Annotated in this window: 24 protein-coding genes and 1 tRNA gene; 21 read left to right on the forward strand and 4 right to left on the reverse strand. The window is 68.3% G+C overall.

Going from position 1 to position 26,207, the window contains the following annotated elements:
* Positions 1-4: 4 nt before the first annotated feature.
* Positions 5-529, reverse strand: coding sequence for a J domain-containing protein (locus tag J3A66_RS08595; RefSeq protein ID WP_209570452.1), 525 nt, complete (start codon positions 527-529; stop codon positions 5-7).
* A 122-nt stretch (positions 530-651) separates the two neighbouring features.
* Between J3A66_RS08595 and J3A66_RS08600 the strand changes: the two genes are divergently transcribed.
* The 21 genes from J3A66_RS08600 (at position 652) to J3A66_RS08700 (ending at position 21,938) form a co-directional block, all read left to right on the forward strand.
* The gene (locus J3A66_RS08600; RefSeq protein WP_209568279.1) at positions 652-939 is read left to right on the forward strand and encodes a BolA family protein; all 288 of its coding nucleotides are present in this window, start codon (positions 652-654) and stop codon (positions 937-939) included.
* On the forward strand, positions 939-1,646 hold the full coding sequence (locus J3A66_RS08605; protein WP_183936863.1) for a glutathione S-transferase: 708 nt from the start codon (positions 939-941) through the stop codon (positions 1,644-1,646). The genes J3A66_RS08600 and J3A66_RS08605 overlap by 1 nt, the downstream gene beginning before the upstream one ends.
* 142 nt (positions 1,647-1,788) lie before the next feature.
* On the forward strand, positions 1,789-2,235 hold the full coding sequence (locus J3A66_RS08610) for an NUDIX domain-containing protein (protein ID WP_056408949.1): 447 nt from the start codon (positions 1,789-1,791) through the stop codon (positions 2,233-2,235).
* Positions 2,225-3,124: a pirin family protein gene (locus tag J3A66_RS08615; protein WP_209568281.1), complete on the forward strand. Its 900-nt coding sequence runs from the start codon at positions 2,225-2,227 to the stop codon at positions 3,122-3,124. The genes J3A66_RS08610 and J3A66_RS08615 overlap by 11 nt, the downstream gene beginning before the upstream one ends.
* A 147-nt stretch (positions 3,125-3,271) precedes the next feature.
* Positions 3,272-4,147, forward strand: a complete 876-nt coding sequence (locus J3A66_RS08620; RefSeq protein WP_209568283.1) for an alpha/beta hydrolase — start codon at positions 3,272-3,274, stop codon at positions 4,145-4,147.
* Between the two features lie 151 nt (positions 4,148-4,298).
* A complete protein-coding gene (locus J3A66_RS08625) occupies positions 4,299-4,778 on the forward strand; it encodes an RcnB family protein (RefSeq protein WP_031441073.1) in 480 nt (159 codons plus the stop codon).
* A gap of 98 nt (positions 4,779-4,876) precedes the next feature.
* Positions 4,877-5,542 (forward strand): ATP phosphoribosyltransferase, encoded by a 666-nt coding sequence (hisG, locus tag J3A66_RS08630; protein WP_037530845.1) that lies wholly within the window; start codon positions 4,877-4,879, stop codon positions 5,540-5,542.
* Positions 5,539-6,834: a histidinol dehydrogenase gene (gene hisD / locus J3A66_RS08635; protein ID WP_209568284.1), complete on the forward strand. Its 1,296-nt coding sequence runs from the start codon at positions 5,539-5,541 to the stop codon at positions 6,832-6,834. The genes hisG and hisD overlap by 4 nt, the downstream gene beginning before the upstream one ends.
* Positions 6,835-7,054: 220 nt before the next feature.
* Complete coding sequence (nusB, locus tag J3A66_RS08640) at positions 7,055-7,510, forward strand: transcription antitermination factor NusB (RefSeq protein ID WP_209568286.1); 456 nt, start codon at positions 7,055-7,057, stop codon at positions 7,508-7,510.
* Positions 7,511-7,618: 108 nt separating this feature from the next.
* On the forward strand, positions 7,619-8,512 hold the full coding sequence (gene thiL, locus J3A66_RS08645; RefSeq protein ID WP_209568288.1) for a thiamine-phosphate kinase: 894 nt from the start codon (positions 7,619-7,621) through the stop codon (positions 8,510-8,512).
* A 91-nt stretch (positions 8,513-8,603) separates the two neighbouring features.
* Positions 8,604-10,760 carry a sodium-translocating pyrophosphatase gene (locus tag J3A66_RS08650; RefSeq protein ID WP_056679121.1) on the forward strand — a complete coding sequence of 719 codons (2,157 nt, stop codon included), beginning with the start codon at positions 8,604-8,606 and terminating at the stop codon, positions 10,758-10,760.
* Positions 10,761-10,936: 176 nt separating this feature from the next.
* Entirely contained in the window at positions 10,937-12,448 is a 1,512-nt protein-coding gene (locus tag J3A66_RS08655) for a DNA methyltransferase (RefSeq protein WP_209568290.1), read from the forward strand.
* A 156-nt stretch (positions 12,449-12,604) separates the two neighbouring features.
* Positions 12,605-12,823 carry a translation initiation factor IF-1 gene (infA, locus tag J3A66_RS08660; protein WP_031441079.1) on the forward strand — a complete coding sequence of 73 codons (219 nt, stop codon included), beginning with the start codon at positions 12,605-12,607 and terminating at the stop codon, positions 12,821-12,823.
* Positions 12,824-12,868: 45 nt separating this feature from the next.
* A complete protein-coding gene (locus J3A66_RS08665) occupies positions 12,869-13,438 on the forward strand; it encodes a nucleoside triphosphate pyrophosphatase (protein ID WP_031441080.1) in 570 nt (189 codons plus the stop codon).
* A complete protein-coding gene (locus J3A66_RS08670) occupies positions 13,431-14,387 on the forward strand; it encodes a ribonuclease (RefSeq protein ID WP_166747073.1) in 957 nt (318 codons plus the stop codon). Before J3A66_RS08665 ends, J3A66_RS08670 begins: the two co-directional genes overlap by 8 nt.
* On the forward strand, positions 14,387-14,560 hold the full coding sequence (yacG, locus tag J3A66_RS08675) for a DNA gyrase inhibitor YacG (RefSeq protein ID WP_081877796.1): 174 nt from the start codon (positions 14,387-14,389) through the stop codon (positions 14,558-14,560). The genes J3A66_RS08670 and yacG overlap by 1 nt, the downstream gene beginning before the upstream one ends.
* A gap of 53 nt (positions 14,561-14,613) precedes the next feature.
* A tRNA-Phe gene (locus tag J3A66_RS08680) sits at positions 14,614-14,689 on the forward strand.
* A gap of 334 nt (positions 14,690-15,023) precedes the next feature.
* The gene (locus tag J3A66_RS08685; RefSeq protein WP_209568296.1) at positions 15,024-15,356 is read left to right on the forward strand and encodes a hypothetical protein; all 333 of its coding nucleotides are present in this window, start codon (positions 15,024-15,026) and stop codon (positions 15,354-15,356) included.
* Positions 15,357-15,379: 23 nt separating this feature from the next.
* Entirely contained in the window at positions 15,380-17,323 is a 1,944-nt protein-coding gene (locus J3A66_RS08690) for a sialate O-acetylesterase (protein ID WP_209568299.1), read from the forward strand.
* Between the two features lie 38 nt (positions 17,324-17,361).
* Positions 17,362-20,037 (forward strand): glycoside hydrolase family 3 C-terminal domain-containing protein, encoded by a 2,676-nt coding sequence (locus tag J3A66_RS08695; protein ID WP_245336738.1) that lies wholly within the window; start codon positions 17,362-17,364, stop codon positions 20,035-20,037.
* Complete coding sequence (locus tag J3A66_RS08700) at positions 20,034-21,938, forward strand: NPCBM/NEW2 domain-containing protein (protein WP_209568300.1); 1,905 nt, start codon at positions 20,034-20,036, stop codon at positions 21,936-21,938. The genes J3A66_RS08695 and J3A66_RS08700 overlap by 4 nt, the downstream gene beginning before the upstream one ends.
* Before the next feature lie 18 nt (positions 21,939-21,956).
* Here the strand turns inward: J3A66_RS08700 and J3A66_RS08705 are convergent, their stop codons facing one another.
* The 3 genes from J3A66_RS08705 to J3A66_RS08715 are packed head-to-tail and all read right to left on the reverse strand — an operon-like array spanning position 21,957 to position 26,207.
* Positions 21,957-23,522: a glycoside hydrolase 43 family protein gene (locus J3A66_RS08705; RefSeq protein ID WP_209568302.1), complete on the reverse strand. Its 1,566-nt coding sequence runs from the start codon at positions 23,520-23,522 to the stop codon at positions 21,957-21,959.
* Positions 23,519-24,586, reverse strand: coding sequence for an alpha/beta hydrolase-fold protein (locus tag J3A66_RS08710; protein WP_209568304.1), 1,068 nt, complete (start codon positions 24,584-24,586; stop codon positions 23,519-23,521). The genes J3A66_RS08705 and J3A66_RS08710 overlap by 4 nt, the downstream gene beginning before the upstream one ends.
* A gap of 52 nt (positions 24,587-24,638) precedes the next feature.
* On the reverse strand, positions 24,639-26,207 hold the full coding sequence (locus tag J3A66_RS08715) for an alpha-L-arabinofuranosidase C-terminal domain-containing protein (RefSeq protein ID WP_209568306.1): 1,569 nt from the start codon (positions 26,205-26,207) through the stop codon (positions 24,639-24,641).

Genomic DNA, 26,207 nt, shown 5'->3' on the forward strand with positions numbered 1-26,207 from the left:
CCCGTCAGGCGAACGCCGCCGCCCCCTTCAGATGCTGATAGGCGGCGATGACCTTCTGCAACTCCGATTCATGCGCCCGGTCCCCGCCATTGCGATCGGGATGATAGCGCCGCACCAGTTCGCTATAGCGTTTGCGCAGCGCGGTGCGGTCGGTGTCGGTCCCCAACCCCAGCACGCGCAGCGATCGTCGCTCGCCATCGGACAGCACGCGACCATCCTTGCGCGCAGCAGCCACCCGCTCGCCGAACCGCGCGCCGATCGCATCGATCGGGTCGGCAAAGTCCGCCCATTTGGGCGGCGTGTCGCCGCCGCCATGCGCAAAGGCCCGGGTCTCGCGCTCCCATCCCGCCATCGGCCGCTGCGCATGGTGGATCTCGTCCGCGGTCATCCCGTCGAAATAATTATAGCCTGCGTTGAAGGCGCGGACATGCTCGAGGCAGAACCAGCGGAATTGCGGCGGTCCGCCATCGCTCGGCCCCTCGAGCGGCGGCGCGCGGAATTCGCCGGGTTCGGCACAGCCCGGCCACATGCACACGCGCCCGCTGCCCTCCACGCGCCCGTGGAAACGGGGGCTGGGCCGGTCCTTGCGCTCTTTTCTCGCGTCTTGCGTCACCGGCTCCCCGTCTATCCAAAACGGGCTATATAGGTCGGATGACAGACCTCGCCACCGGCTCCGTACAGGACCAGATCACCGCGCGCCTCACCGCCGCGCTCGCCCCGACCCATCTGATCGTCGTCAACGAGAGCGCGCTGCATGCCGGACATATGGGTGACGACGGCACCGGCGAGACGCATTTCCGTGTCGAGGTGGAAGCACCGGCGTTCCAAGGGCTTAACCGCGTCGCCCGGCAACGCCTCGTGAACCACGCGCTCGCCGAACTGCTCAGCACGCAGATCCACGCGCTCGCGATCAAGGCGCGCGCGCCTGGAGAGGCATGATGGCCTATACGCTCTGGTACTGGCCCGGCCTTCAGGGCCGCGGCGAGTTCGTCCGGCTCGCGCTCGAAGGCGGCGAGATTCCCTATACGGATGCGGCGCACGATCGCGGTGCCGAGGCACTGATGGCCGATCTGAACGACCGCACCGGCCGCACGCCCTTCGCCCCGCCCTATCTCGAACTCAATGGTCTGGTGATCGCACAGGTCGCCAACATCCTGATGTATCTGGGCGAACGCCACGACCTCGCGCCGTCGAACATGGCCGATCGGCTGTGGCTCAACCAGCTCCAGCTGACGTTCGCCGATCTCGTCGCGGAGGTCCACAACGTCCACCACCCGGTCGCGATGATGGACTATTACGCCGACCAGAAGCCCGAGGCCGCGCGCGCCGCCAAGCAGTTCCGCGAGCAGCGGCTCCCCAAATTCCTCGGTCACTTCGAAGATGCGGCACAGGCCAATCCGGGCGAATGGCTGATCGACCATCGCTGGACCTATGCCGACACCTCGCTGTTCCAGATCGTCGAGGGGCTGCGCTACATGTTCCCGCAGCGGATGCGCACGCTCGAGCCCGACTATCCCAACCTGGCCCGCATCCGCGACCAGGTCGCCGAGATTCCCGCGATCAGGGCCTATCTGAACAGCGACCGGCGGATCGCGTTCAACACCGACGGCATCTTCCGCCACTATCCCGAACTCGACGCCGCATGAGCCTTGGTCGCTTCCCGACATCCAATACCTCCCCGGCGAAGGCCGGGGTCCAGTTGGGGGACAGGCATAACGATGGGCCGTCCGTCGCCATATCGACCGTTCCAACTGGACCCCGGCCTTCGCCGGGGAGGTGCATCGGGCTGTGAGAACCCCGCGCCCCGCCGCGCGCATCCTGCTCGTCGACGCGCAGGACCGCGTGCTGATGTTCCGCTTCACCCCCGACGATCGCCCGCCGCTCTGGTGCACGCCGGGCGGCGCGGTCGATCCGGGAGAAAGCTACGCCGCCGCCGCCCGTCGCGAGCTTTGGGAAGAGGTCGGGCTCGACATGGATTGCGGCCCCGAGGTCGCGCGCCGCGTCGTCGACTTCCGCACCTTCGAGGGCGTCGAGGTGACCGCCGACGAACGCTATTTCCGCGTCGACGTCGATACGTGCGACGTGGCGGCGGGCGGGCTCACCGATCAGGAGCGCAAGCTGCTCGTCGGTCACCGCTGGTTTTCCCGAAACGACATCGCGGGGCATGACGAAGTCCTCTATCCAGCGGACCTCGTCGAACTCCTCGACGCCACGGAGACACGCCATGCTGGATGATTTCGTCCTCCAGACCATCCTGCCCTCGACGCATGATCTGGGCGGCTTCAAGGTCCACCGCACCTTGCCGAACAAGGACCGGACGATGGTCGGCCCGTTCCTGTTCTTCGACCAGATGGGCCCCGCGCATCTCGAGGTCGGTACGGGCATCGACGTGCGCCCGCACCCGCACATCAACCTGTCGACCGTCACCTATCTGTTCGACGGCGCGATCGACCACCGCGACTCGCTCGGCACGAAGGCGCGGATCGAACCCGGCGCAGTCAATCTGATGACCGCGGGTCACGGCATCGTCCATTCCGAACGCTCGCCCGGTGACGAGCGCACCGGCGGGCCCAACCTGTCGGGCATCCAGACCTGGCTGGCGCTGCCCGAGGCGGTCGAGGAGATCGATCCCGCGTTCGAACACGTCACCAAGGCGCAGCTGCCGGTGATCGAGGCGCACGGCGCGCGCTCGCGGATCATCATGGGAAGTCTGTGGGGGCAGAGCGCGCCGACCACGACCTATTCGGGCACGATCTACGCCGACATCGCGCTCGATCCCGGCGCGAGCGTGCCGATCGACGCGGCGGCGGAGGAGCGCGCGGTCTATCTCGCCATGGGCGAGGCGACGCTGGAGGGCGTGCCGCTCGAGCCGCAGGTGCTCTACGTCCTGCGCCCCGGGATCGCGGCGACGTTGCGGTCGGCAAGCGGCGGCCGTGCGATGCTGTGCGGCGGCGACGCGTTCACGACGCCGCGCCACGTCTGGTGGAACTTCGTCAGCTCGAACCGCGACCGGATCGAACAGGCGAAACGCGACTGGAATGCGGGCAATTTCCCGAAGGTCCCGGGCGACGAGAAGGAACGGATCGAGATCCCGGCGATACCCAAGACGGTCAGCTACCCCTGACCCTCAGGTAAATCCTCCCCCGCCAGGGGGAGGATCGCAAAATGGATCCGACCCTTGTCCCGCCCCGCGTGGTACCGCACACTCCCCCTATCGGTGCAGACCATATCGACCCCCGACCAGATCCGGGGCACCACGCGGGAGAGAGACATGACCGAGCTGCAGAGCCTCCGACTATCCACCGGCGTCGACCTCGACGTCGCGATCAGCGGCGATCCCGCGCATCCGCCCGTCATCCTCCTCCACGGCTTCCCCGAATCGCACCGCACCTGGCGCCACATCGCTCCCGATCTCGCGCGCGACCATTATGTCATCGCTCCCGACCAGCGCGGCTATGCGCGCTCGTCGAAGCCCGAAGACGTCGCGAACTACACCCCCGACAAGATCGTCGCCGACCTGCTCGCGCTCGCCGATCAGCTCAAGATCGACCGCTTCACGCTGGTCGGGCACGACTGGGGCGGCGCGGTCGCCTGGATGGCCGCGCTCCAGCATCCCGACCGGATCGAACGGCTGGTGATCGTCAACGCGCCCCACCCGCTCGTCTTCCAGCGGACGATCTTCGACGATCCCGAACAGCGCAAGGCGAGCCAGTATATCCGCCGCTTCCGCGACACGAGTATCGACCAGGGCCTCACCGGCACAGGGCTCGAGAAGTTCCTCGGCTCGACCTTTGCGCATCACGTGACGCAGGCGATCGCGGGCAAGGACAAGGCCGCCTATCTCGACGAATGGTCACAGCCCGGCGCGATGACCGCGATGCTCAACTGGTACCGCGCCAGTGCGATCGTCGTCCCCGCGATGGACGAGACCCCGCCCCGCCCCGCCTTTCTCGACGCGCCCTTCCCGCCGATGAAGATGCCGGTGCTGGTGATCTGGGGCATGCGCGACACCGCGCTGCTGCCGAGCCAGCTCGATCTTGCCGACTATGTCCCCGAGCTGACGATCGAGAAGGTCGATGCGGGCCATTTCGTCCCCTGGGAAAAACCCGACGCGGTGATCGCCGCGATGCGCCGCTGGGGGATCTGACCGCCCACTCCTCGTCATCCTGACGAAAGGGGTGGAAGGCGTAGCTGCCACCTGTCTGAATCCTGACCAGCACATTCTGAAACCGTTCAGCGGCCGGGGAGCAAATCCCCTGTCATGCCGTTTGATACGGCGTCGAAGACAGGAGAGCATTATGCGTAAGATCATCCTCGCGGCTGTAGCCGCCGCAACCTTGGTCCCCACGTTTGCCAGCGCGCAGAGCTATGGCGAAGTCCGCCGCAGCGACCGTGAAGTGCGTCAGAGCCAGCGCGAACTTCAGCAGGCGCGCCGTTTCGGCGACCGCGGCGACGTCCGCGATGCCCGCCGCGAGCTGCGCGAAGACCGTCAGGAGCGCCGCGAGGACTGGCGTGACTATCGCCGCAGCCACGCCAACGTCTATCGTCGTCCGGCCTATGTCGGCCCGCGCGGCTATCGTTATCGCCCGATCAACGTCGGCCACCGGTTCGCGCCGCAATATTATGGCCGCAACTACTGGATCAACGACTACCAGACCTATCGCCTGCCACGCCCGGGCTTCGGCTATCAGCGCTGGGTCCGCTACGGCCGCGACGTCGTCCTGGTCGACACGCGCAACGGTCGCGTCGCACAGGTCAACAACGGCTTCTTCTACTAAGGCACCACGACGGCCCGGGAGCGATCCCGGGCCGTATTGTTGTGGCGATCGGGGCGATCCGGTTGCACCCTCCCCAGCCCGATCGTAAAGCCCGGCGCGTGCCAGACTCCCAGATCATCATCGCCGTCCCCAAGGGACGTATCCTCGCCGAGGCTTTGCCGCTGCTCGCCCGCGCCGGCATCCATCCCGAAGCGGCGTTTTCGGACGAGGACAGCCGCGCGCTCCGCTTCGCGACCAACGACCCCGACATCTCGCTGATCCGCGTCCGCGCGTTCGATGTCGCGACCTTCGTCGCGCACGGCGCGGCGCAGCTCGGCATCGTCGGCTCGGACGTGATCGCCGAATTCGGCTATTCCGAACTCTATGCCCCGGTCGATCTCGGCATCGGCCATTGTCGCCTGTCGGTCGCCGAGCCGACCGCAATGGCGGCCAAGGACGATCCGCGCGGGTGGAGCCATGTCCGCGTCGCGACCAAATATCCGCACGTCACCGCCGCGCATTTCGCCGCCCGCGGCGTCCAGGCCGAATGCGTGAAGCTGAACGGCGCGATGGAGCTCGCCCCGACGCTCGGCCTCGCGCCGCGTATTGTCGACCTCGTCTCGTCGGGCCGCACGCTCAAGGAAAACGGCTTGGTCGAGGTCGAGCGGATCATGGACGTCACCAGCCGCCTGGTCGTCAACCGCGCCGCGATGAAGACGCGCGCACGCGTGGTGCCGCTGGTCGAGGCGTTCCGCCGTGCCGTCGAGCAGGAGCAGGCCGCATGATCCGCCTTTCCACCACCGACGCCGACTTCGCCGACCGCTTCACCGCGCTCGTCGAGGACCGCCGCGAATCGGACGCCGGCGTCACGCAGGATGTTGCCGCGATCATCGCGTCCGTCCGCCGCGACGGCGAGACCGCGCTGCGCGACCTGACGCAGAAGCACGACCGCCACGACCTCGAAGCGACCGGCTGGCAGATCGACGCCGCCGATAGCAAGGCCGCGTTCGACGCGCTCGAGCCCGAGCTGCGCACCGCGCTCGAACTCGCCGCGACTCGCATCCGGGCGTATCACGAGAAGCAGCGCCCGCTCGACAGCGACTCGGTCGATTCCGCGGGTGTCCGGCTCGGCGCCCGCTGGCTCCCGGTCGACGCCGCGGGCATCTATGTCCCCGGCGGTCGCGCGGCCTATCCCTCGTCGCTGCTGATGAACGCGATCCCCGCCAAGGTCGCAGGCGTCGGCCGGCTCGCGATGGTCACGCCGACCCCGGACGGCCAGATCAACCCGCTCGTCCTCGCCGCCGCGCATCTCGCGGGCGTCGACGAGGTTTGGCGCGTCGGTGGCGCGCAGGCCGTCGCCGCACTCGCTTACGGCGCCGGTCGGATCGCGCCCGTCGACGTCATCACAGGCCCCGGCAACGCCTGGGTCGCGGAGGCCAAGCGCCAGGTCTACGGCGTCGTCGGCATCGACATGGTCGCAGGGCCCTCCGAGATCGTCGTCGTCGCGGACGCGCTGAACGACCCCGAATGGACCGCCGCCGACCTGCTCAGCCAAGCCGAGCACGACGTCACCACCCAGTCGATCCTCTTCACTGACGACGCGGCGTTTGCCGACAAGGTCGCCGACGCGGTCGATCGCCAGCTCAGCGCGCTCGCCACCGAGGCGGTCGCGCGCGTCGCCTGGGATGCGAACGGCGCGATCATCGTCGTCGACACGCTGGCGAACGCGATCCCGCTGGTCGATCGGCTCGCCGCCGAGCATCTCCAGCTCGCCATCCCCGATCCGCAGGGCTTTTTCGACCGCGTCCGCCATGCGGGCTCGGTGTTCCTCGGCCGCTACACCCCCGAGGCGATCGGCGATTACGTCGCCGGCCCGAATCACGTCCTGCCGACCGGCCGCCGCGCGCGGTTCGCCAGCGGGTTGTCGGTTCTCGACTTCATGAAGCGGACAAGCTTCTTGGCGCTCGATGAGGCCGCGCTGCGCGAACTCGGCCCCGCCACCGTCGCGCTTGCCAACGCCGAGGGTTTACCGGCCCACGCAAAATCGGTGGCGTTGCGGCTTCGCCTCAACCACTGATTTTTGTTCGCGCGGAGGCGCGGAGGCGCGGAGATGTTGTATACGGCGCAGCCGCTCCGATCATCACCAGCAGGTGATTGGAGGGCCGCTGCGCGGCAAGGTCGACACCTCCGCGCCTCCGCGCCTCCGCGCCTCCGCGCGAACCAATCTTCTTCGCTTAGACACGCCCGAAACGCGAAGGGCTGACACGCAGCCCCCCCGCGCGTACAGGCAACCGCTTATGTCCAGAACCGCTCCCCGCACCAAGGCACGCGCCGCCGCGCGACTCGCCGCCGTCCAGGCGACCTACCAGCATGAGATGGAGGGTACCGCGATGCCCGTCCTGCTCAACGAATTCCATCAGCACCGGCTCGGCGCGACGATCGAAGACGTCGAATATGCCGAGGCGGACGTCGATTTCTTCGACGACCTCGTGACCGGCGCGAATGCCCGCAGCGGCGAGATCGACCTGCTGATCGAGGGCAAGCTCGCCAAGGGCTGGACGCTCGCGCGGCTCGACAAGCCGATGAAGGCGATCATCCGCGTCGGCACCTACGAGCTGCTGGCGCGCAAGGACGTGCCGGTCGCCGCGGTGATCAGCGAATATGTCGACGTCGCGCACGCCTTTTACGACAAGCGCGAATCGGGCTTCGTGAACGGCCTGCTCGACGGCATCGCGAATGAGGTTCGGGCGTAAACGCTCGTCATCCTGGGCTTGACCCAGGATCCAGAGTGACGGAGCGCAACGTTTGCGGCTCTAGATCCTGACTTTCGTCAGGATGACGGTGCTGTATTGGCGGAGGACATGACCGAAGCCGAGTTCATCGCCGCGCTGCGCCGCCTCCCGCTCCACCCCGCGGCACGCGGCCTGAACGACGACACCGCGCTGCTCGACGCAGGGCCCCTCGTCGTCACCACCGACACGCTGGTCGAGGGCGTGCATTTCCTCCCTACCGACCCTCCACAGGACGTCGCGTGGAAGCTCGTCGCGACCAACCTGTCCGATCTCGCCGCCAAGGGTGCGGTCCCCGAGGGCATCCTGCTCAATTACCCCCTCGGCGACGACGCATGGGACCGCGCGTTCCTCGAAGGCCTCGCCGACATCCTTACGGCCCATGACACGCGGCTGATCGGCGGCGACACGGTCACCCTCCCCCCGGGAGCGCCCCGCATCCTCACCGTCACCGCCTTCGGCAGCGACGCCGCCGCCCCCGCCCGCGCCGGCGCGAAGCCGGGGGACGCGCTCTACGTCACCGGCACGATCGGCGACGCGGGCGCTGGCCTCGCCATCGCGCGCGGCAAGGATGGCCCCCCCGAACTGCTCGCCGCATACCGGCGCCCGCAGCCCCGCCTCGCCGACGGCCGCATCCTCGCGCCACACGTCCATGCGATGATGGACGTGTCCGACGGCCTCCTGATCGACGCCGGGCGAATGGCGCGTGCGAGCGGGCTCGCGGTGGCGATCGACCTCGCCAGCATTCCGCTGTCGCCCGCCTATCGCGCCTTTTCGGGCGATCGGATCGCGGCGGCGACCGCAGGCGACGATTATCAACTGCTGTTCGCCGCACCGAAAGACTTCGTGACCCACGCCACCCGGATCGGCAGTTTCGCGCCCGGCGCCGGACTGGCGCTCCACAACTCGGGCGAGCCGGTCGCGCTGCCCGCCAGCCTTGGCTACGAACACCGCCCCTCCGCATAACTTGCGCAATGTTCCCGCACTGATAGGCTCGACCAATCGGGACTCGGCAAAGCCGAGACCGGGGAGGAACTGAAAAAAGGGATAGTGCCGTATGACGACCGTCTATCTGGCCATGATCTGCGGCGTCATCGCCGTCCTATATGGCTTCGTCACCAGTCGGCAGGTGCTCGCCGCATCCCCCGGCAACGCGAAGATGCAGGACATCGCCGCCGCCATCCAGGAGGGCGCAAAGGCCTATCTCGGCCGCCAGTACACGACCATCGCGATCGTCGGCGTCATCGTCGCCGTCATCCTGCTCGCCACGCTCGGTGTCATCTCGACGATCGGCTTCGTCATCGGCGCGGTGCTGTCGGGCGTTGCGGGCTATGTCGGCATGAACATCTCGGTCCGCGCGAACGTCCGCACCGCAGAGGCCGCACGCACCTCGCTCCAGGCCGGGCTGACGATGGCGTTCCGCTCTGGCGCGGTCACCGGCATGCTGGTCGCAGGGCTCGGGCTGCTCGCGATCAGCGCCTTCTTCTGGTACCTCACGGGCCCCGCGGGTCACGCGCCCAACGACCGGATCATCGTCGAGGCACTGACCGCCCTGGCGTTCGGCGCCTCGCTGATCTCGATCTTCGCGCGGCTCGGCGGCGGCATCTTCACCAAGGCGGCCGACGTCGGCGCGGATCTGGTCGGCAAGGTCGAGGCGGGCATCCCCGAAGACGACCCCCGCAACCCCGCAGTCATCGCCGATAATGTCGGCGACAATGTCGGCGACTGCGCGGGCATGGCCGCCGACCTGTTCGAGACGTACGTCGTCACGCTGGGCGTCACGATGATCTCGATCGCGCTGCTGATCCAGGCGAGCGGCGCCGAGCTGATGCGGCTGATGACGCTCCCGCTGCTCGTCGGCGGCGTGTGCATCGTCACCTCGATCATCGGCACCTACATGGTCCGGCTCGGCGGCGGCAGCATCATGGGCGCTCTGTACAAGGGCTTCTTCACCTCGACGATCCTGTCGATCCCCGCCATCTACCTCGCCACGCAGTACGTGCTCGGCGACCTCCACCGCGTGATCGGCGGCGCGGGCTATCTCGATCCCGCGACCGACGACCTGACCACCCAGGCCGCGCCGTCGCTGACGCAGAGCTTCACCGGCATGGACCTGTTCTGGTCGATGATGATCGGGCTGGTCGTCACCGGGCTGATCGTGTGGATCACCGAATATTATACCGGCACCAACCATCGCCCGGTCCAGTCGATCGCCAAGGCATCCGAGACCGGCCACGGCACCAACGTCATCCAAGGCCTCGCGATCAGCCTCGAATCCACCGCGCTGCCCACCCTTGTCATCGTCGTCGCGGTGATCGTCGCCTACCAGCTCGCCGGGATCATCGGCATCGCCTTTGCCGCCACCGCGATGCTCGCCCAGGCGGGCATGGTCGTCGCGCTCGACGCGTACGGCCCGGTCACCGACAATGCCGGCGGGATCGCCGAGATGGCGGGCCTGCCCGACGACGTCCGACAGAAGACCGATGCGCTCGACGCGGTCGGCAACACCACCAAGGCGGTGACCAAGGGCTATGCGATCGGCTCGGCCGGGCTCGCCGCGCTCGTCCTGTTCGGCGCCTATACCACCGATCTCGCGACCTATTTCCCGCAGGTCACGGTCGATTTCAGCCTCAGCAACCCGTATGTCATCGTCGGGCTGCTGCTCGGCGCGCTGCTCCCCTATCTGTTCGGCGCGTTCGGGATGACCGCGGTCGGTCGCGCGGCGGGCGCGGTCGTCGAAGAGGTCCGCGCGCAGTTCCGCGACAATCCCGGCATCATGCTCGGCACCAGCCGCCCCAATTATGCGCGCACCGTCGATCTCGTGACGAAGGCGGCGATCCGCGAGATGATCGTGCCCTCGCTGCTGCCGGTGCTGTCGCCGATCGCGGTCTATTTCATCATCACCGCGGTCGCCGGCCAGGCCTCGGGCTTCGCCGCGCTCGGCGCGATGCTGCTCGGCGTGATCGTCTCGGGGCTGTTCGTCGCGATCTCGATGACCAGCGGCGGCGGCGCCTGGGACAATGCCAAGAAATATATCGAGGACGGCAATCACGGCGGCAAGGGATCCGAGGCGCACAAGGCCGCGGTGACCGGCGACACAGTCGGCGACCCCTACAAGGACACCGCCGGCCCCGCGGTGAACCCGATGATCAAGATCACCAACATCGTCGCGCTGCTACTGCTCGCCGCACTCGCGGGCGGCGGGGTGGGCTGACCCGACGATCCTCATCCGCAAGGGGGAGGTAGCAGGTGCAGCCTGACGGAGGGGGCGGCACGCGCTGCCCCCTCCGTAACATCCCCCCCGCCGATACCGCCGTAACGGACCCGATAGACCGTCCGCGGATGCATCTGGCTTGGACGGACCGGCTCGCGCCCCCGCATCCTGCCCCGATGCGCAACCGCCCCGAAAACCACCTCTTCTATGGCGACAATCTCGCCGTCCTCCGCAAGGAGATCGCCGACGAGAGCGTCGACCTGATCTATCTCGACCCGCCGTTCAATTCGAACGCGACCTACGGCATCCTGTTCAAGGAACCCGACGGCCGCGCCTCGAACGCGCAGATCGAGGCGTTCGAGGACAGCTGGCACTGGAACGACAGCGCCGAGGAAGCCTTCGACCAGGTCGCGCGCAGCGGCAACACCAAGGCATTCGACCTGCTCAACGCGATGTGCGGGTTTCTCGGCGACAATGACATGATGGCGTATCTGGCGATGATGGCGGTGCGGCTGCTCGAACTGCACCGTGTCCTGAAACCGACCGGCAGCCTCTATCTCCACTGCGACCCGACCGCGAGCCACTATCTGAAACTCCTCCTCGACGGCGTATTCGGGCACAAGGCGTATCGGAACGAGATCGTTTGGGACTATTCGTTCCGGCTGATGGACCTGCCGCATTTCTTCAACCGCAAGCACGACGTCATCCTGTTCTACGGCAAGAGTGCTGGGAGCCGTTTCGCCATGCCGAAGACGCCGTGGACGCGCAGCGAACTGCTCGCATCGCGCCGCCAGGCAGTCCATGTCGACGAGGCCGGGGTGGAGTGGATCTGGATGCCGGGCGGCAAGGGGCATTCCAAAAACAAGCTTCGCCGGATTGACGATATCCTCGCCGGCGGCAAAGCGATGTCGGACGTCTGGCCGATGCCGATCCTGTCGTCGTCGTCGAAGGAACGTTTCGGCTATCCGACGCAGAAACCGGTCGCGCTGCTCGAGCGTATCATCGCCGCCTCATCCCGCGAGGGGGATGTCGTCCTCGATCCCTTTTGCGGTTGCGGCACAGCGGTCCACGCGGCGCAGAAGCTCGGCCGCCAGTGGATCGGGATCGACGTCACGCATCTTGCGATCTCGCTGATCGAAAAGCGGATGCGCGACGCCTTTCCCGCCGTCATGTTTAGTGTCGAGGGCACGCCGACCGACCTCGCCTCCGCACGCGATCTGGCGCTGCGCGACAAATACCAGTTTCAGTGGTGGGCGGTGTCGCTGGTCGATGCGCTCCCTTTTGGCGGCCGCAAGAAGGGGGCGGATGGCGGGATCGACGGGCTCATCTATTTCAACGATCACGATGTCACTGCGGGGAAGATGGTCACGCACCGTGCGATCGTCTCGGTCAAGGGCGGGCTTAATCCCGATGTCGCGATGGTCGAGACGCTCGCCGCGACGATCGCGCGCGAAAAGGCGCCGATCGGCGTGCTGATCATGAACGCCAGGCCAACGCGCGAGATGGAGCGCCGCGCCGCTGCGGTCGGCATCTATCGCGCGGGCGTCGACGAGACGTTCCCGCGGCTTCAGATCCTCACGCTCGCCGACCTGTTCCAGGGCAAGCGGCCGCGAATCCCCAATGTCGACCGCGCCGCCTTCCGCCGCGCCGCGCGCGAAGCCACCGGCACACAGCCCGGGCTGCTGTGACGCGCCCTTGTTTCGGACGCGGCGAACACCGACATCCAGGTCTGACGGGCGCGTATGGGCATAAGGGCCATGCGCGCCTTTCGGGCGTGCTTTCCTTTTTCGCGAACCTGCGGTAAGGGCGCTCGTCCCGAAATTCCCCCAATTCAGAGATTATATTTGGCCAAGGAAGAACTGCTCGAGATGCGCGGCCGCGTGGTGGAACTCCTCCCCAACGCGATGTTCCGGGTACAGCTCGAAAACGACCACGAGATTCTCGGTCACACCGCCGGCAAGATGCGCAAGAACCGCATCCGCGTGCTGGTCGGCGACGAGGTGCTGTGTGAACTCACCCCGTATGATCTGACCAAGGGTCGCATCACCTACCGCTTCAAATAAGCGCTGGCCGCGGGTCGTCCGCGGTCGTGCAGCAAGATCGAGGCAATTGTGCTCGTCCTAGCCTCCTCCTCGCCCCGCCGCCGCGACCTGCTGGCGCGGCTCGGCGTCGTGCCGTCGCGCGTGGCGTCCCCCGATATCGACGAAAGCCCGCACCGGGCCGAAGTGCCGCGCGCCTATGCGCTGCGTCTCGCGGTCGAGAAGGCATGCGCGGTCGATCGCGCGGCGGGTGAGATCGTCATCGCCGGCGACACCACCATCGCGCTCGGCCGCCGCATCCTGCCGCCCGCCGATACGCCCGACATCCAGCGCGACCTGCTCGGCAAATTGTCCGGGCGACGTCATCACTGCCTGTCCGCGGTCTGCGTGATCGACGCCGCCGGCACCGTCCGCACCCGCCTCGCCGACACGATCGTCGCGTTCAAGCCGCTCTCGAGCGCCGAGATCGACGACTACATCGCGTGCGGCGAAGGGCTCGGCAAGGCGGGCGGCTATGCGATCCAGGGCCGCGCGGAGGCGTTCGTGCGCTTTCTCTCGGGCAGCCATTCGGGGGTCGTGGGGCTTCCGCTGTTCGAAACCCGCGCATTGCTGAAGACCGCCGGGCTCGCGCTTGCCTGAACCCGGCCCCGTCTGGCTCTACGAAGCCGGCATCGGCGAAGACCGCGCCGCGCTGGTCGAGAATGACCAGATCGTCGAGGCACTGATCGAGCGCGACGACGTGGCGCTGCGCGTCGGCCACGTCGCGCGCGCACGTCTCGTCGAGGCGCTGGGCGGCGGGCGCGGCCGCGTCGCGCTCGACGGCGGCGAGGCGCTGGTCAGCCACCTCCCGCCCGGCATCACGCAGGGCGCCAGCCTGACCGTCGAGATCGTCCGCGAGGCCCTGCCCGAGGCCGGCCGCGCCAAGCTCGCCAAGGCGAACGCCACCGACCGACCGCCCTGCGCCGCGCCGACGCTGTACGACCGCCTCGTCGCGACCGGCCTGCCGATCCATGCCCCGCGCGCGCACGAGCCCGACGCGCTGGAGGCCGCGGGCTGGTCCGAACTGCTCGACGAGGCGATGAGCGGCGAGATCGTCTTCCCGCTCGGTGCGCTGCGGCTGTCCCCGACGCCGGCGATGACGCTGTTCGATGTCGACGGCGCGCCGCCGCTCGACCCGCTGGCGGTCGCCGCCGCGCACGCCGTCGCGCGCGCGATCCGCCGCCACGGGATCGGCGGCTCGATCGGCGTCGACTTCCCCACCATCGCGGGCAAGGCGCAGCGAAACGCCGTCGCCGCGGCGATCGACGCGACGCTGCCGCCCCCGTTCGAGCGCACCGCGGTCAACGGCTTCGGCTTTCTGCAGATCATCCGCCCGCGCGCCCGCGCCTCGATCCCCGAGATCCTGCGCGCCGATCCGGTCGGCGCCGCCGCCCGCGCGGCGTTGCGCACGCTCGAACGCACCCCGCCGACCGCCCCGCGGCGCCATGCGCTGCCCGCCGCGGTCCATGCCCGCCTCATGGCGCACCCCGACTGGCTGGCGACGCTCGCCCGTCGTACGGGCGTCGTCCACGATCTGGAGAGCCGCTGATGCCCGCCGTGAAATGCCCGATCTGCGGCCAGCCCGCCGTCCCCGACTACGCCCCCTTTTGCTCGAGCCGACACCGCGACCGCGACCTGCTGCAATGGCTCGGCGAAGGCTATCGCATCCCCGGCCGCGCAATATCGCAAACGGGGCTAGACAGCGGTGAAGAGCCCGACTAAACGCGCCCTTCCGATCGCACGATCGGCCCTTCATCCGATCCCGATCGGACGATGCCCGGATAGCTCAGTTGGTAGAGCATGCGACTGAAAATCGCAGTGTCGGCGGTTCGACCCCGTCTCCGGGCACCATTTTTCTTCTGATATTGCAACGCCGAACCGTACTCTCCGGCGAGCGTCGACGTGCGCTCGGCAGCCGCATCATGCCGCGCATAGTCCAGCCTGTCCCGGGCGGCCATTCAGCCTATAGTCTTATCAATCGTGCTCCAGATCGCATGGCGCTCCGGCATTTGTGAGCTGTTTTGTCTTCACTCCGACAAATACTTGCAACGCCCGATATCCGAGGTAGTGTGAGCGCTATCGCAACTGCTAAATTGCGCATGTCCTTCTGAAGTCGGAGACATGCAATTCGGTCGCCCATGCCTCACGCACGATGAGGCAATGCGACCCATGAGGGGAGGCAAGGATGGGCTCGACGACGTCTGCTGCTTCCACCGTTGCGGCCCAAAACCCGACGCTCGCCCGCGGCGGCCCTACGGTCGCGCACGCGACCAGCCTTGCCACGCTGACCTGCGCGCTGCCCGCCTTCGCGCACGACTTTGCCATTCAGAGCAACACGCTACCCCTGCCCGCGATAGACTGCGCTGGTAACGACATAGTCGTCAGCCTCCGCGCACGCACGGCGGTGATGCCCGGGTCGATGGAGAACGACGCCCGGATACACTGTCTAGTGGCCAGCGCGCCCCACCACCGCGATCGTATCGACCGTTTCGCTCGCTACGGGCTCCGGCCCGTCTGACCCGCCAGAGGACCCATCAAATCATGCAACGCCTGCCCGTGCGTCTCGCCATCGCCGTCCTTCTCGCCAGCAACGCGTCCGCCGCGCTGGCCGCCCCGCGCCTCGACGGCGTGCTCGCCGATCACGCGGTGATCCAGCGGGGCCAGCCGATCGCGCTGACCGGCGAGGCGGCGGCGGGGGAAACGGTGATGATCACGCTGGCGGGGCGTTCGGTCACGGCAAAGGCGGACCAAAAGGGCCGCTTCGCTGCGGAGCTGCCCGCGCTCGACGCCGGCGGTCCCTATGATCTGACGATCGCGGCGCAGAGCGGTGCGGCGGTGCTGCACGATGTGTTGATCGGCGATGTCTATCTCTGCTCGGGCCAGAGCAACATGGAACTGGCGGTCAGCGAGGCGCAGGACCTGATCCCCGATGCGCATGCACCCGTCGACGCCGGCCTGCGCCTGCTGACCATCCCGAAGCGCGCCGCCGCGACGCCCGTCGCGCGGCTTGACGATGCGGTGCGCTGGACCGTCGCCGGCCCGGCGAGCCAGCCCGCCTTCTCCGCGGCCTGCTTTTACATGGCGCAGGCGCTCCGGCGAAGCGCGGCCGTGCCGATCGGCGCGATCCATTCGAGCTGGGGCGGGTCGCGGATCAGCGCGTGGATGAGCGATCCCGCGCTGCGGCAGGCGGGGCTCGGCGACCAGGCGGATCTGCTCGCGCTCTATGCCCGCGATCCCGCGGCGGCGAGCCGGCGTGCGATGACGCTGTGGGAGACATGGTGGCGGACCGGATCGGGCGACGCGGTCGGGCGCGAGCCGTGGCAGCCCGGCGCCGCGCTCGACTGGCAGGCGGTGCCCGCGATGACCAATTTCGAGACCTGGGGCATCGCCGACCTCGCCAGCTACAACGGCATGCTGTGGTATCAGCGCAGCGTCGAGATCACCGCCGAACAGGCGCGCGGTCCCGCCACGCTCGTGCTGGGGACGATCGACGATGCCGACCGGACCTGGGTGAACGGAGTCGGTGTCGGTGGCAGCAGCCTCGCCGCACAATCGCGCGTCTATGCGCTGCCCGTCGGCACGCTGAAGGCCGGGCGCAACGTCATCACCGTCAACGACGACGACGTCTATGCCTATGGCGGGATGACCGGTCCTGCGGACACGATGCGGATCACCTTCGGGGACGGGAGCAGCGTGCCGCTCGGCGACGGCTGGCGCTATGCGAAGGCACAGCGGATCGCGGGTTCCGCCCCCCGGGTGCCGTGGGACGACATCAACGGCGCCGGGACGCTCTACAATGCGATGATCGCGCCGCTCGGTCGGACGCGCGTCGCCGGGATCGCCTGGTACCAGGGCGAGTCCGACACCGGCATACCGGGCTATGATCAGCGTCTCACCGCGCTGATCGCCGACTGGCGCACGCGTCTCGGCAGCCCGCAGGCCGGCTTCGCCATCGCCCAGCTCGCTGGCTACGGCGCACCGTCCTTTGCGCCAGGCGAGAGCGGCTGGGCCACCGTGCGCGATGCACAACGTCGCGTCGCCGCCGCGGATCGCCACGCCGGCGTCGCGGTCACGCTCGACATCGGCGATGCGCTCGACATCCATCCGGGTGAAAAACATGCGGTCGGCCAGCGCCTTGCCCAGGTCATGCGGGCGACGGTCTATGGCGAGCGGATCGCACCCTCGGGCCCGGCCATCGCCCGTGCACAGCGCGCGCCCGGCGGCGGCGTCGCGCTCGATTTTTCCGGCGTGACCGGCGCGCTGCACGCGAAGAGCGCGCGCGAGGCGATCGGGTTCGAGCTGTGCGGTGCCGCCGCCGCAAGCTGTCGCTACGCATCCGGCACGGTCGTCGGCTCGCAGGTGACGCTGCCCGGCGACGGCCAGCCCGTCACGCGGGTCCGCTATGCCTGGTCGGACGCGCCCGCGATCAACCTGGTCGACGATGCAGGGCTGCCCGTCGGCCCGTTCGAAACGCCGCTATCGTGATGCGCGGGCGGCGGCGTCCTGCGAGCATGGGGAAGACGATGATGCGCAAGACTATGATGCCCACCCGGCGCGCGGCGATCGGCCCGTCGCTCGCGCTTGCGATGGCGCTCGTCGCGGCCCCGGTCGCCGCACAGACCAGCCCGGCAGCGCCCGACCAGGCCACGGTCATGGCCACCGCGCTCGTCGCGCAGCTGCGCGCGGACGAGAAGCTGCCGCAACTGCTCAACGTCGCGCCCGCCATCCCGCGGCTCGACATTCCGGCCTATAACTGGTGGACGGAATCGCTCCACGGCGCGCTGGGCCCGATCGCGACGACCAATTTTCCCGAGCCGATCGGTCTGGCCGCGAGCTTCGATGCGCCGCTCGTCGAGGCGGTGGCGGGCGCGATCAGCACCGAGGTCCGCGGGCTCCACACGCTGGCGCGCGAAACGGGGCGGGTCGGGCATATCGGCACCGGGCTCGACAGCTGGTCTCCCAACATCAACATCTTCCGCGATCCGCGCTGGGGGCGCGGGCAGGAAACCTATGGCGAGGATCCCGTCCTGACCGCGGCGATGGGCGTCGCCTTCGTCCGTGGCCTGCAGGGCCCCGATCCGGAGCGCCCGCACGTCATCGCCACGCCGAAGCATTTCGCCGTCCACAGCGGGCCGGAAGCCACGCGACACCAGGCGAATGTCTATGTCTCCGCGCACGACCTTGAGGATACGTTCCTGCCGGCGTTCCGCGCGGCGATCGTCGACGGACAGGCGGGGTCGGTCATGTGCGCGTATAACCGCATCAACGGTCAGCCCGCCTGTGCCAGCGACCCGCTGCTCAAGACGCATCTGCGCGGCGCCTGGGGGTTTTCGGGCTATGTCGTGTCCGATTGCGACGCGGTGAAGGACATTGCCGACAACCACAAATATGCCCCCGACGGCGCCGCCGCGGTCGCCGCGGCACTGCGCGCGGGTGTCGACAATGAGTGCAGCGGGGATACGCTGAGCGACACGGCGGGGCTCGACGCCCGCTATCGCACCGCGTTGCAGCGCGACCTCGTCACCCAGGCCGATATCGACCGCAGCCTCGTCCGCCTGTTCGCGGCGCGCTACCGCACCGGCGATCTGCCCGGTCTGGCCGGCGCGCCCGCGGCGGTACCGGTCGACGCGGTCGGTGCCGCCGAGCATCGCCGCCTCGCGCTGACCGCCGCCGAGCGGTCGATGGTGTTGCTGAAGAATGACGGCGTCCTGCCGCTGCGCGCCGGGACGAAGGTCGCGGTGATCGGGCCGTTGGGCGACGCCACGCGCGTGTTGCGCGGCAACTATGCATCGCCCTTGTCGGGACCGCCCGTCTCGATCGTCGACGGCCTGCGCACGACGCTCGGCACTGACAGAATCACGCTGGTCCCGTTCGGCGAGTCGGTGACCGACGGCGACCGCGTTCCGACCTCCGCGCTGCAGACCCCCGATGGCAAGCCGGGCGTGCTCGCACGCTATTACAACCCGGTCGCCCCGCTGCCGGCCGCTTTTGCCCCCGGCACGCGCGACGCGATCGTCGCGGCGGTGCGCTATCGGGACACCCCCGTCGTGACCCGGATCGAACCCGATGTCGGCGACCGTCAGCTCGCGCTGGCCGGGGTCGCCGACGTGCACCGGACGATCCGGACCGGATTCCTCATCCCCCCCGAAACCGGCACCTATCGCCTCGGCCTGTCGGGCGCGGGTGGCGTGCTGGAAGTCGACGGGGTGGTCGTGTCGGACCGTCGCAAGGCGCGCTGGAACGATCTGCCCGGGATGAAGACGCTCACGCTCACCGCCGGGCGACGCTACCGCATCGAGATCGACGGCGGCGGCGGCGATCTCGTCTGGAAACGCGTATCGGACGATCCCGCCGCCGCGCTGAAACGCGCCGCCGCGGCGGCCGACATCGTCGTCGCGGTCGTCGGCCTCACCTCCGATCTCGAAGCCGAGGAAACCGGCGTCAGCGTCCCGGGCTTCGCCGGCGGCGACAAGACCACGCTCGACCTTCCCGCCGACCAGATCGCGATGCTCGAACAGGCGCGCGCCGCGGGCAAGCCGATCGTGCTGGTCGCGATGAACGGCAGCCCAATCAATCTCGCCTGGGCCAAGGATCACGCGGCCGCCATCCTAGAGGCCTGGTATCCGGGCGAACAGGGCGGGCTCGCCGCGGCGAATATCCTGACCGGCCGGACCAATCCGTCGGGCCGGCTGCCGCTGACCTTCTACCGTAGCGTCGCGGATCTGCCGCCGTTCGGCGACTATGCGATGGCCGGGCGCACCTATCGCTATTTCACCGGCACGCCCGTCTATCCGTTCGGGGCGGGGCTCAGCTACACGCGCTTCGCCTATGACTCGATCCGGGTCGAACCCGCGCCGGACGGGGCGGAGACCGGCATCCGCGTCACCGCGCGGCTCCGCAATATCGGCACGCGCGCGGGCCCCGAAGTCGCGCAGCTCTACCTCGATTTCCCCGACCAGCCCGGCACGCCGCGGATCGCACTGCGCGGATTTCGCCGCGTCGACCTCAACCCCGGAGAAACCCGCATGCTCAGCTTCGACCTCTCGCCGCGCGACCTGAGTTCGGTCGCGCTCGACGGCACGCGATCGGTCGCCGCCGGCACGTACCGCGTGACGCTGGGGTCGGGCCAGCCCGGCACCGGCGTTCCGGGCACGACGTCAAGCTTCACCGCGCGCGCTTCCGCGGCACTGCCACTATGATCGCCCGCTCGGTCCTGTTGATCGGCACCGCGCTCGCATTCGCCGGTGCCGCCGCCTCGCCCGCCCACGCCGCCCCGCGCGATCCGCTTGCGGCGACCGGCCGGTGGAGCGCGAATGCCGATGGGCACGCCCCCGTCCCGCCGATGGGCTGGAATTCGTGGAACGCGTTTAACAGCGATGTCGACGAGGAGAAGGTGCTCGCCTCCGCGCAGGCGCTGGTCGACACGAAGCTGGCAACGCTCGGCTATCGCTACGTCAATATCGACGACGGCTGGTGGCTGAAGCGCCGCCAGCCTGACGGGCGGATGATCATCCGCACCAGCCATTTCCCGTCTGCGGCGACCGGCCCCGACACCAGCTTCCGCCCGCTCACCGACCGGCTCCATGCGATGGGGCTGAAGGCCGGGATCTATTCGGATATCGGCCGCAACAGCTGCGGCCAGATCTACACCCCCGATTTCAAGAACCAGCCCGAAGGCAGCGTCGCCGAACGCGAAGTCGGGCTCTACGGCCATGTCGATCAGGACATGAAGACCTATTTCCGCGACTGGAATTTCGATTTCATCAAGGTCGATGCCTGCGGTATCCGGGGGTTGCCCGCGGATGCGCCGCGCGTGCGATCGGGCCTCTATCGCGCGCTGCCGCCGCTGGTCGACATGCAGTCGCTCGGCCGGTCCGACGTCGCGGGTATCCGCCGCCTCTACGAAGATGTCGGGGCGGCGATCCGCGCCGAGGCGGCGGGACGTCCCTATGTCTACTCGCTGTGCCTCTGGGGCGCCGGCGACGTGCGCGCCTGGGGCAAGGACGTCGGCAACACCTCGCGCACCAGCGACGACATCCAGCCGCTCTGGCCGCGCATGCTGACCAATATGGACACCGTCACGCACCGTGCGCTCTATGCGCATCCCGGGTCGTGGAACGACGCCGACATGCTGTTCGTCGGGTCGGGCGATTTCGATCGCAGCCATCTGGTCGAGGCGCGGGCGCACTTCACGCTCTGGGCGATGCTGAACTCGCCGCTGATCATCGGCTATGATCTGCGCAAGCTGACGCCCGATCTGCTCGTGATCTTCGGCAATGCCGACATCGTCGCGCTGAACCAGGACCCGGCCGGCAATCAGGCGGTGCTCGCCTATGACTCGGACGAGGTGCAGATCCTCGTCAAGACGCTGGCCGACGGCAGCAAGGGCGTCGCGGTCGTCAACCGGACAGCGCAGCCTGCCAAGGCGACGCTGACCGCCGAGCATCTCAAGCTGCGCCCCGATACCGATGTCCGGTTGCGCGACCTGTGGAGCAAGGCGGACAGCAGCTTCCGCAAGGAAATGGCCCTGTCGCTGGCTCCGCACGAGACGCGCGTGTTCCGCGCCGCCGGCACCCGGCGTCTTGCCGACGGGCTCTATCTTTCCGAACAGACCGGGCGGGTCAATCCGGCGGTGGACGGGGTGGCGTCGCCCCAGGCCGATCCAACCATCCACCATTCGATCACCCCCTGGATCGGTACGCACGGGCCTGGCGAGCATCCGCAATATGGCGGCTGGGGCGGGGCCGAGGTGGACCGGGCACCCTATGGCAAGCTGCTGCGGATCGCCGGGACGGACTTCGACACGGGGCTCGGCGTGCTCGGCCAGTCGCGTCTCGAGGTGCGCAACGCCGGGTTCACGCGCTTCGCGACGAAGGTCGGTGTCAACGATTCCGGCACCCCCAAGGCAGGCACGGTCACGTTCGAGGTCTGGGGGGACGGGCGCCTGCTCGCGACCTCCCCGGCGATGGCGTTCGGCATGGCCGCCGCGCCGCTGCGCGCGGACATCAAGGGGGTGCGGATCGTCGAACTCGTCGCCCGCGGCAGCACCTCGACCGCGGCTCAACCCGTCGCCTGGGCGGAGGCGGCGCTGCTGCGATAGGCTGCGACCGGCCTTCGCCTATCGGGCCGCACTGCCCGACGGTGTCAGTCGCGAGAGGCGGAAGCTGTCGGTGTCGATCCAGCCGGTGCTGCGGGCGGGCGCGTAGCAGAACAGCGCGAACTGCTCGCCCTGGAACGTGCCGGTCTGCCATGCGAAGGCGAGCGGGAAGTCACCGCCGAGCCCCGTCCAGCGAACACCGTCTGCGCTATAGGCGACCCGGCCCCGGCTCGTCGTGAAGTCCATGTCGGTGCGCAGCCACAGCGTATTACCCGGCGGCAGGTCGGTGGTGGCACGCGTTTCGGTCTGCGCGCCCTCGACCCGGTCCGTCGTCACTTCCATCGCAATCCGCGCCCGGCGGTTCGCGTCGCGCGTCACGGTCAGGTTCGCGCTGATCTGTCCCAGCGTGCCGAAACCACAACGATCGCCGGGTGCCAGACGAGCGATATCAAGCTTCACCTCGCCGCGGCTCGCAGGCCCCTGCCCCTTTTGCGTCAGCGTGTTGCGGGCGGTCCAGAACCGCTCCGCCACGGTCGGGCGCAATCGCAGCCAGCCGGGGCGTGCGGCAAGTGACCAGCGCTCCGGGTCGGGATTATGGTTCCACTGCCATTGCAGCCCGAGCCGCCGCCCGCTGAAATCGTCCGACGTCGCGGGCTCGGCAAAGCGATGGCCCGCGATCGGCTTGGCTGCCTGACGCGGCACGCGGCCCGGCGCGGCGGGCGTCCCCCAGACCGGCCAGTCGTCGCGCCAGAAGACCGGGCTGATATTGGTCATCCGCCCGATCGCGCCGCTATCCTCCATCACGAACCCGAACCAGCGCCCGTCCGGCAGATCGACCAGCGCGCCCTGATGCCCGCCGGTCGTGTCGTCGATCTGGTCGCGGGTTTCCCACGGCCCGAACAGGCTGCGCGACCGCGATACGGAGAGTGCGAGCCGCGGCGGCAGCGCGTTGAACAGATAATAATAGTCGCCACGCCGCAGCAGCTTCGACCCTTCGGCCCCCTTGATATAATGGATCTTGCGTGATGCCGTGACGTGCGCGAGCGCGCGGTCGAGCGTCAGCAGCGTGATCGTCCCGTCGGCGGTGCTCGCGGTGGCGAGATAGGCGCGGCCGTCGGGCTCGATGAACAGGCCGGGATCGAACGCCTGGCGATCGAGCTCATGGTAGCGCCACGGGCCGCGCACGTCCCTGGCATACCAGATCCGCGTATTCTGCCCGACCGGCGTGTTCGCCAGATAATAGGTGCCCGCGTGATAGCGCAGGCTCGAGGCATAGAGCCCCTTGCGATAGGCGTTGCCGCCGACCAGGTCATATTGCGGCCGACCCTCGAGACGCGCCACCAGATGCGACGTGATCGTCCAGTTCACCAGGTCGCGACTGTGCAGGATCGTGATCCCCGGCGTGTTCGCAAAGGTCGTCGACGCGAAATAATAGTCGCGGCCGACGCGGATGATGTCGGGATCCGGATAGTCCGCATAGAGCACCGGGTTGCGGTAGCTGCCATCGCCCTGATCCGATCGCCAGACCTGCGCCGAGGCCGCGGTCGCGAAGAGCAGGGCTGCGGCGATTGCCGATCCCGCCTTCATTTGCCGAACGCCAGCGCGCGCGCGAAGAACGGCATCATCTGGTCCTGCACGCGTCCCGCGACGCCACTGGTATGATCGCCCGGATAGAGGGCGAAGCGGTTGGCGATGCCGTAGCGGTCGAGCGCCTCGTGGAATTTGACCGCGTCGTCCTTCAATCCGTCGCGGTCGCCCACGTCGATCCCGATCGCGGCATAGCGGCGCAGGTCGCCGGCATATTGGTCGAGCATGGCGAGCGGGGCGTTGGCGGCCCAGCGCGCGGTCACGTCGGGCTGGGGCTGGCCGTCCTTGACCGGCAGGTCGAGATAGAGCGGCGGGGCCTTGGGATTGGGCGACCAGGCGGCGGCCGTGGCGAGTTGCGCCCGCACGCCCCAGGGCAGCGACGCGCCGTCGGCGGGCGATTTCAGCGCCCGGATCGTGGCCTCAACCGCGGCATCGGGGGTGCCCAGCGCGCGCGTCGACAGGCAGCAGGGGCTCATTATGTAGAGCGCGCCGAAAATATCGGCATGCTTCATCCCGATCCGCGCGGTGCCATAGCCGCCCATCGAATGCCCCGCGAGGCCGCGACTGCGCCGATCCGCGATCGTCCGGTAATGCGCGTCGACATAGGCCACCAGGTCATGCGCGACGAAGCGCTCGAAATCGCCCACCGTCACCGACCGCGAATAGAAGGAGCCGTTGTGCACCGTCTTGCTGTCGGGCAGCACGACGATCATCTCGCGAACGCCCTTGGCGAACGCCCCCTCGATCGTCTGCGGCACATGGATCTCGCCGATCCATTGCTCAACTCCGATCGAATAGCCGTGCAGCGCATAGACCACGGGATAGCGTTTGCCCGGACTGGTCCGGTAGCCGGGCGGGAGGATGACGATGACCGCGCGGTCGGGACTATTCCCCTCCAGATTGCCGGTGATGGCGGGGGAATGAACGGTGATGCGCTCGACCGTGACGGCCTTCGCCCCCGGCACGACCGCGGGCGCCGGGGTCTTCACCTGCGCGCCCGCACTCCCGATCGATGCCAGCCCCAACACCGCGCCCAGCAGCCATGCCACACACCGATACCGCATCGCATCCCCCCATCCATCGTCACTGCCGAACACGTCATGCCCGGCCGGCCGGTCAGCGCAGATCGAGCACCAGCACCGACTTTGCCGGGACGGTCACGCTCAGCGTCCCGCCCGCGATCCGGGCATCGGCAAAGGGCTGCGGGGTCACCGCATCCGGCGAATCGAAGCTGTTATGCGCGTCCATCGTCGGACCGGTGACGATCCGGCCGCTCGCCTGGGTCGCCTGCAACCCCGTCATCGCGACCGAGACCGGCATCGCCCGATTGGGGTCGAGGTTGACCAGCGCGACATGCACCTGCCCCGCCGCGTCACGCACCGCGGACGCGCTGACCGCGGGCACCGCTACCTCGTCCTTGTGATACCAGGGCGAGGTCAGCGTGATCGGCAACGACGTCGCGCCCTGCCACGGCTTGTACAGGTCGAACACCCAATAGGTCGGCGTCTTCACCATCCTGGCGCCGTCGGTCAGCAGCATCGCCTGCAGCACGTTCACCATCTGCGCGATCGCCGCCATCTTCACCCGGTCGGCATGGCGCGCGAAGATGTTGATGTTGAGCCCCGCGACGACCGCATCGCGCACCGAATTCTGCTGCTCGAGAAAGCCCGGATTGCTGCCCGGCGTCGGGTCATACCATGTCCCCCATTCGTCGACCGCGAGCATCACGCGCTTGGCGGGATCATATTTGTCCATGATCGCCGAATGCTTGGTGATGAACTCTTCCATCTGCAGCGTGTGCGCCATGGTGCTTGCCCATTCGCGCTCGGCAAAGCCCAGCGCCGGCCCCTTGTCGGCCCAGTTCTTGTCGCGCGGACGCGTGTAATAATGCAGCGCGAGCCCGTCGATATTCTTGCCGGCGATGCGCATCATCGCCTCGGTCCATTCATAGTTGGAATCGCTCGGGCCGCTCGCAATCTTGAGCATCGGGCCGTTCGCGGACTTGGCGAACTGGGCATAGCGGTTGGTCAGATCGGCGGCATATTCCGCACGCATGTTGCCGCCACAGCCCCATAATTCGTTGCCGATGCCGAGATACTGGATCTTCCACGGCGCGGCGTGTCCGTTGCGCTCGCGCTCCTTGGCCAGCACCGTGGTACCCTGCGGCGCGGTCATGTATTCGACCCATTGCGCGGTCTCGGCAGGCGGCGCGCTGCCGACATTGGCCGAGACATAGGTGCTGCCGCCCAGCCGGTCCATCAGCCCGAAATATTCGTGCGTCCCGAAACTGTTATCCTCGTTGACGCCGCCCCAGTTGGTATTGACCTTGGTCGGCCGCGCCTTGGTCGCGCCGATCCCGTCACGCCAGTGATATTCGTCGGCAAAACAGCCGCCGGGCCAGCGCACCATCGGCACGTTGATCGCCTTCATCGCCGCGAGCACGTCGCGCCGGTAGCCGCCATCATTGGGGATTCGCGAGGTCTTGCCGACCCAGATGCCGCCATAGATGCCATGACCGAGATGCTCGGCGAACTGCCCGAACACGTCGCGGTGGATCTGCGGGCCGGGCTTGTCGGCCTGCAAGGTCGCACTGGCCGTCTCCGCCGACAGGGTCTGCGCTGCGGCGCCGCCGGACAGCGCCGTGCCCGCAAGGATCAGCGGCGCGAGCAACGACGCTGCGGTCAT

This window comes from Sphingomonas sp. PvP018 (assembly GCF_017876865.1).
In the GTDB taxonomy this organism is placed as follows: Bacteria; Pseudomonadota; Alphaproteobacteria; order Sphingomonadales; family Sphingomonadaceae; genus Sphingomonas; species Sphingomonas aerolata.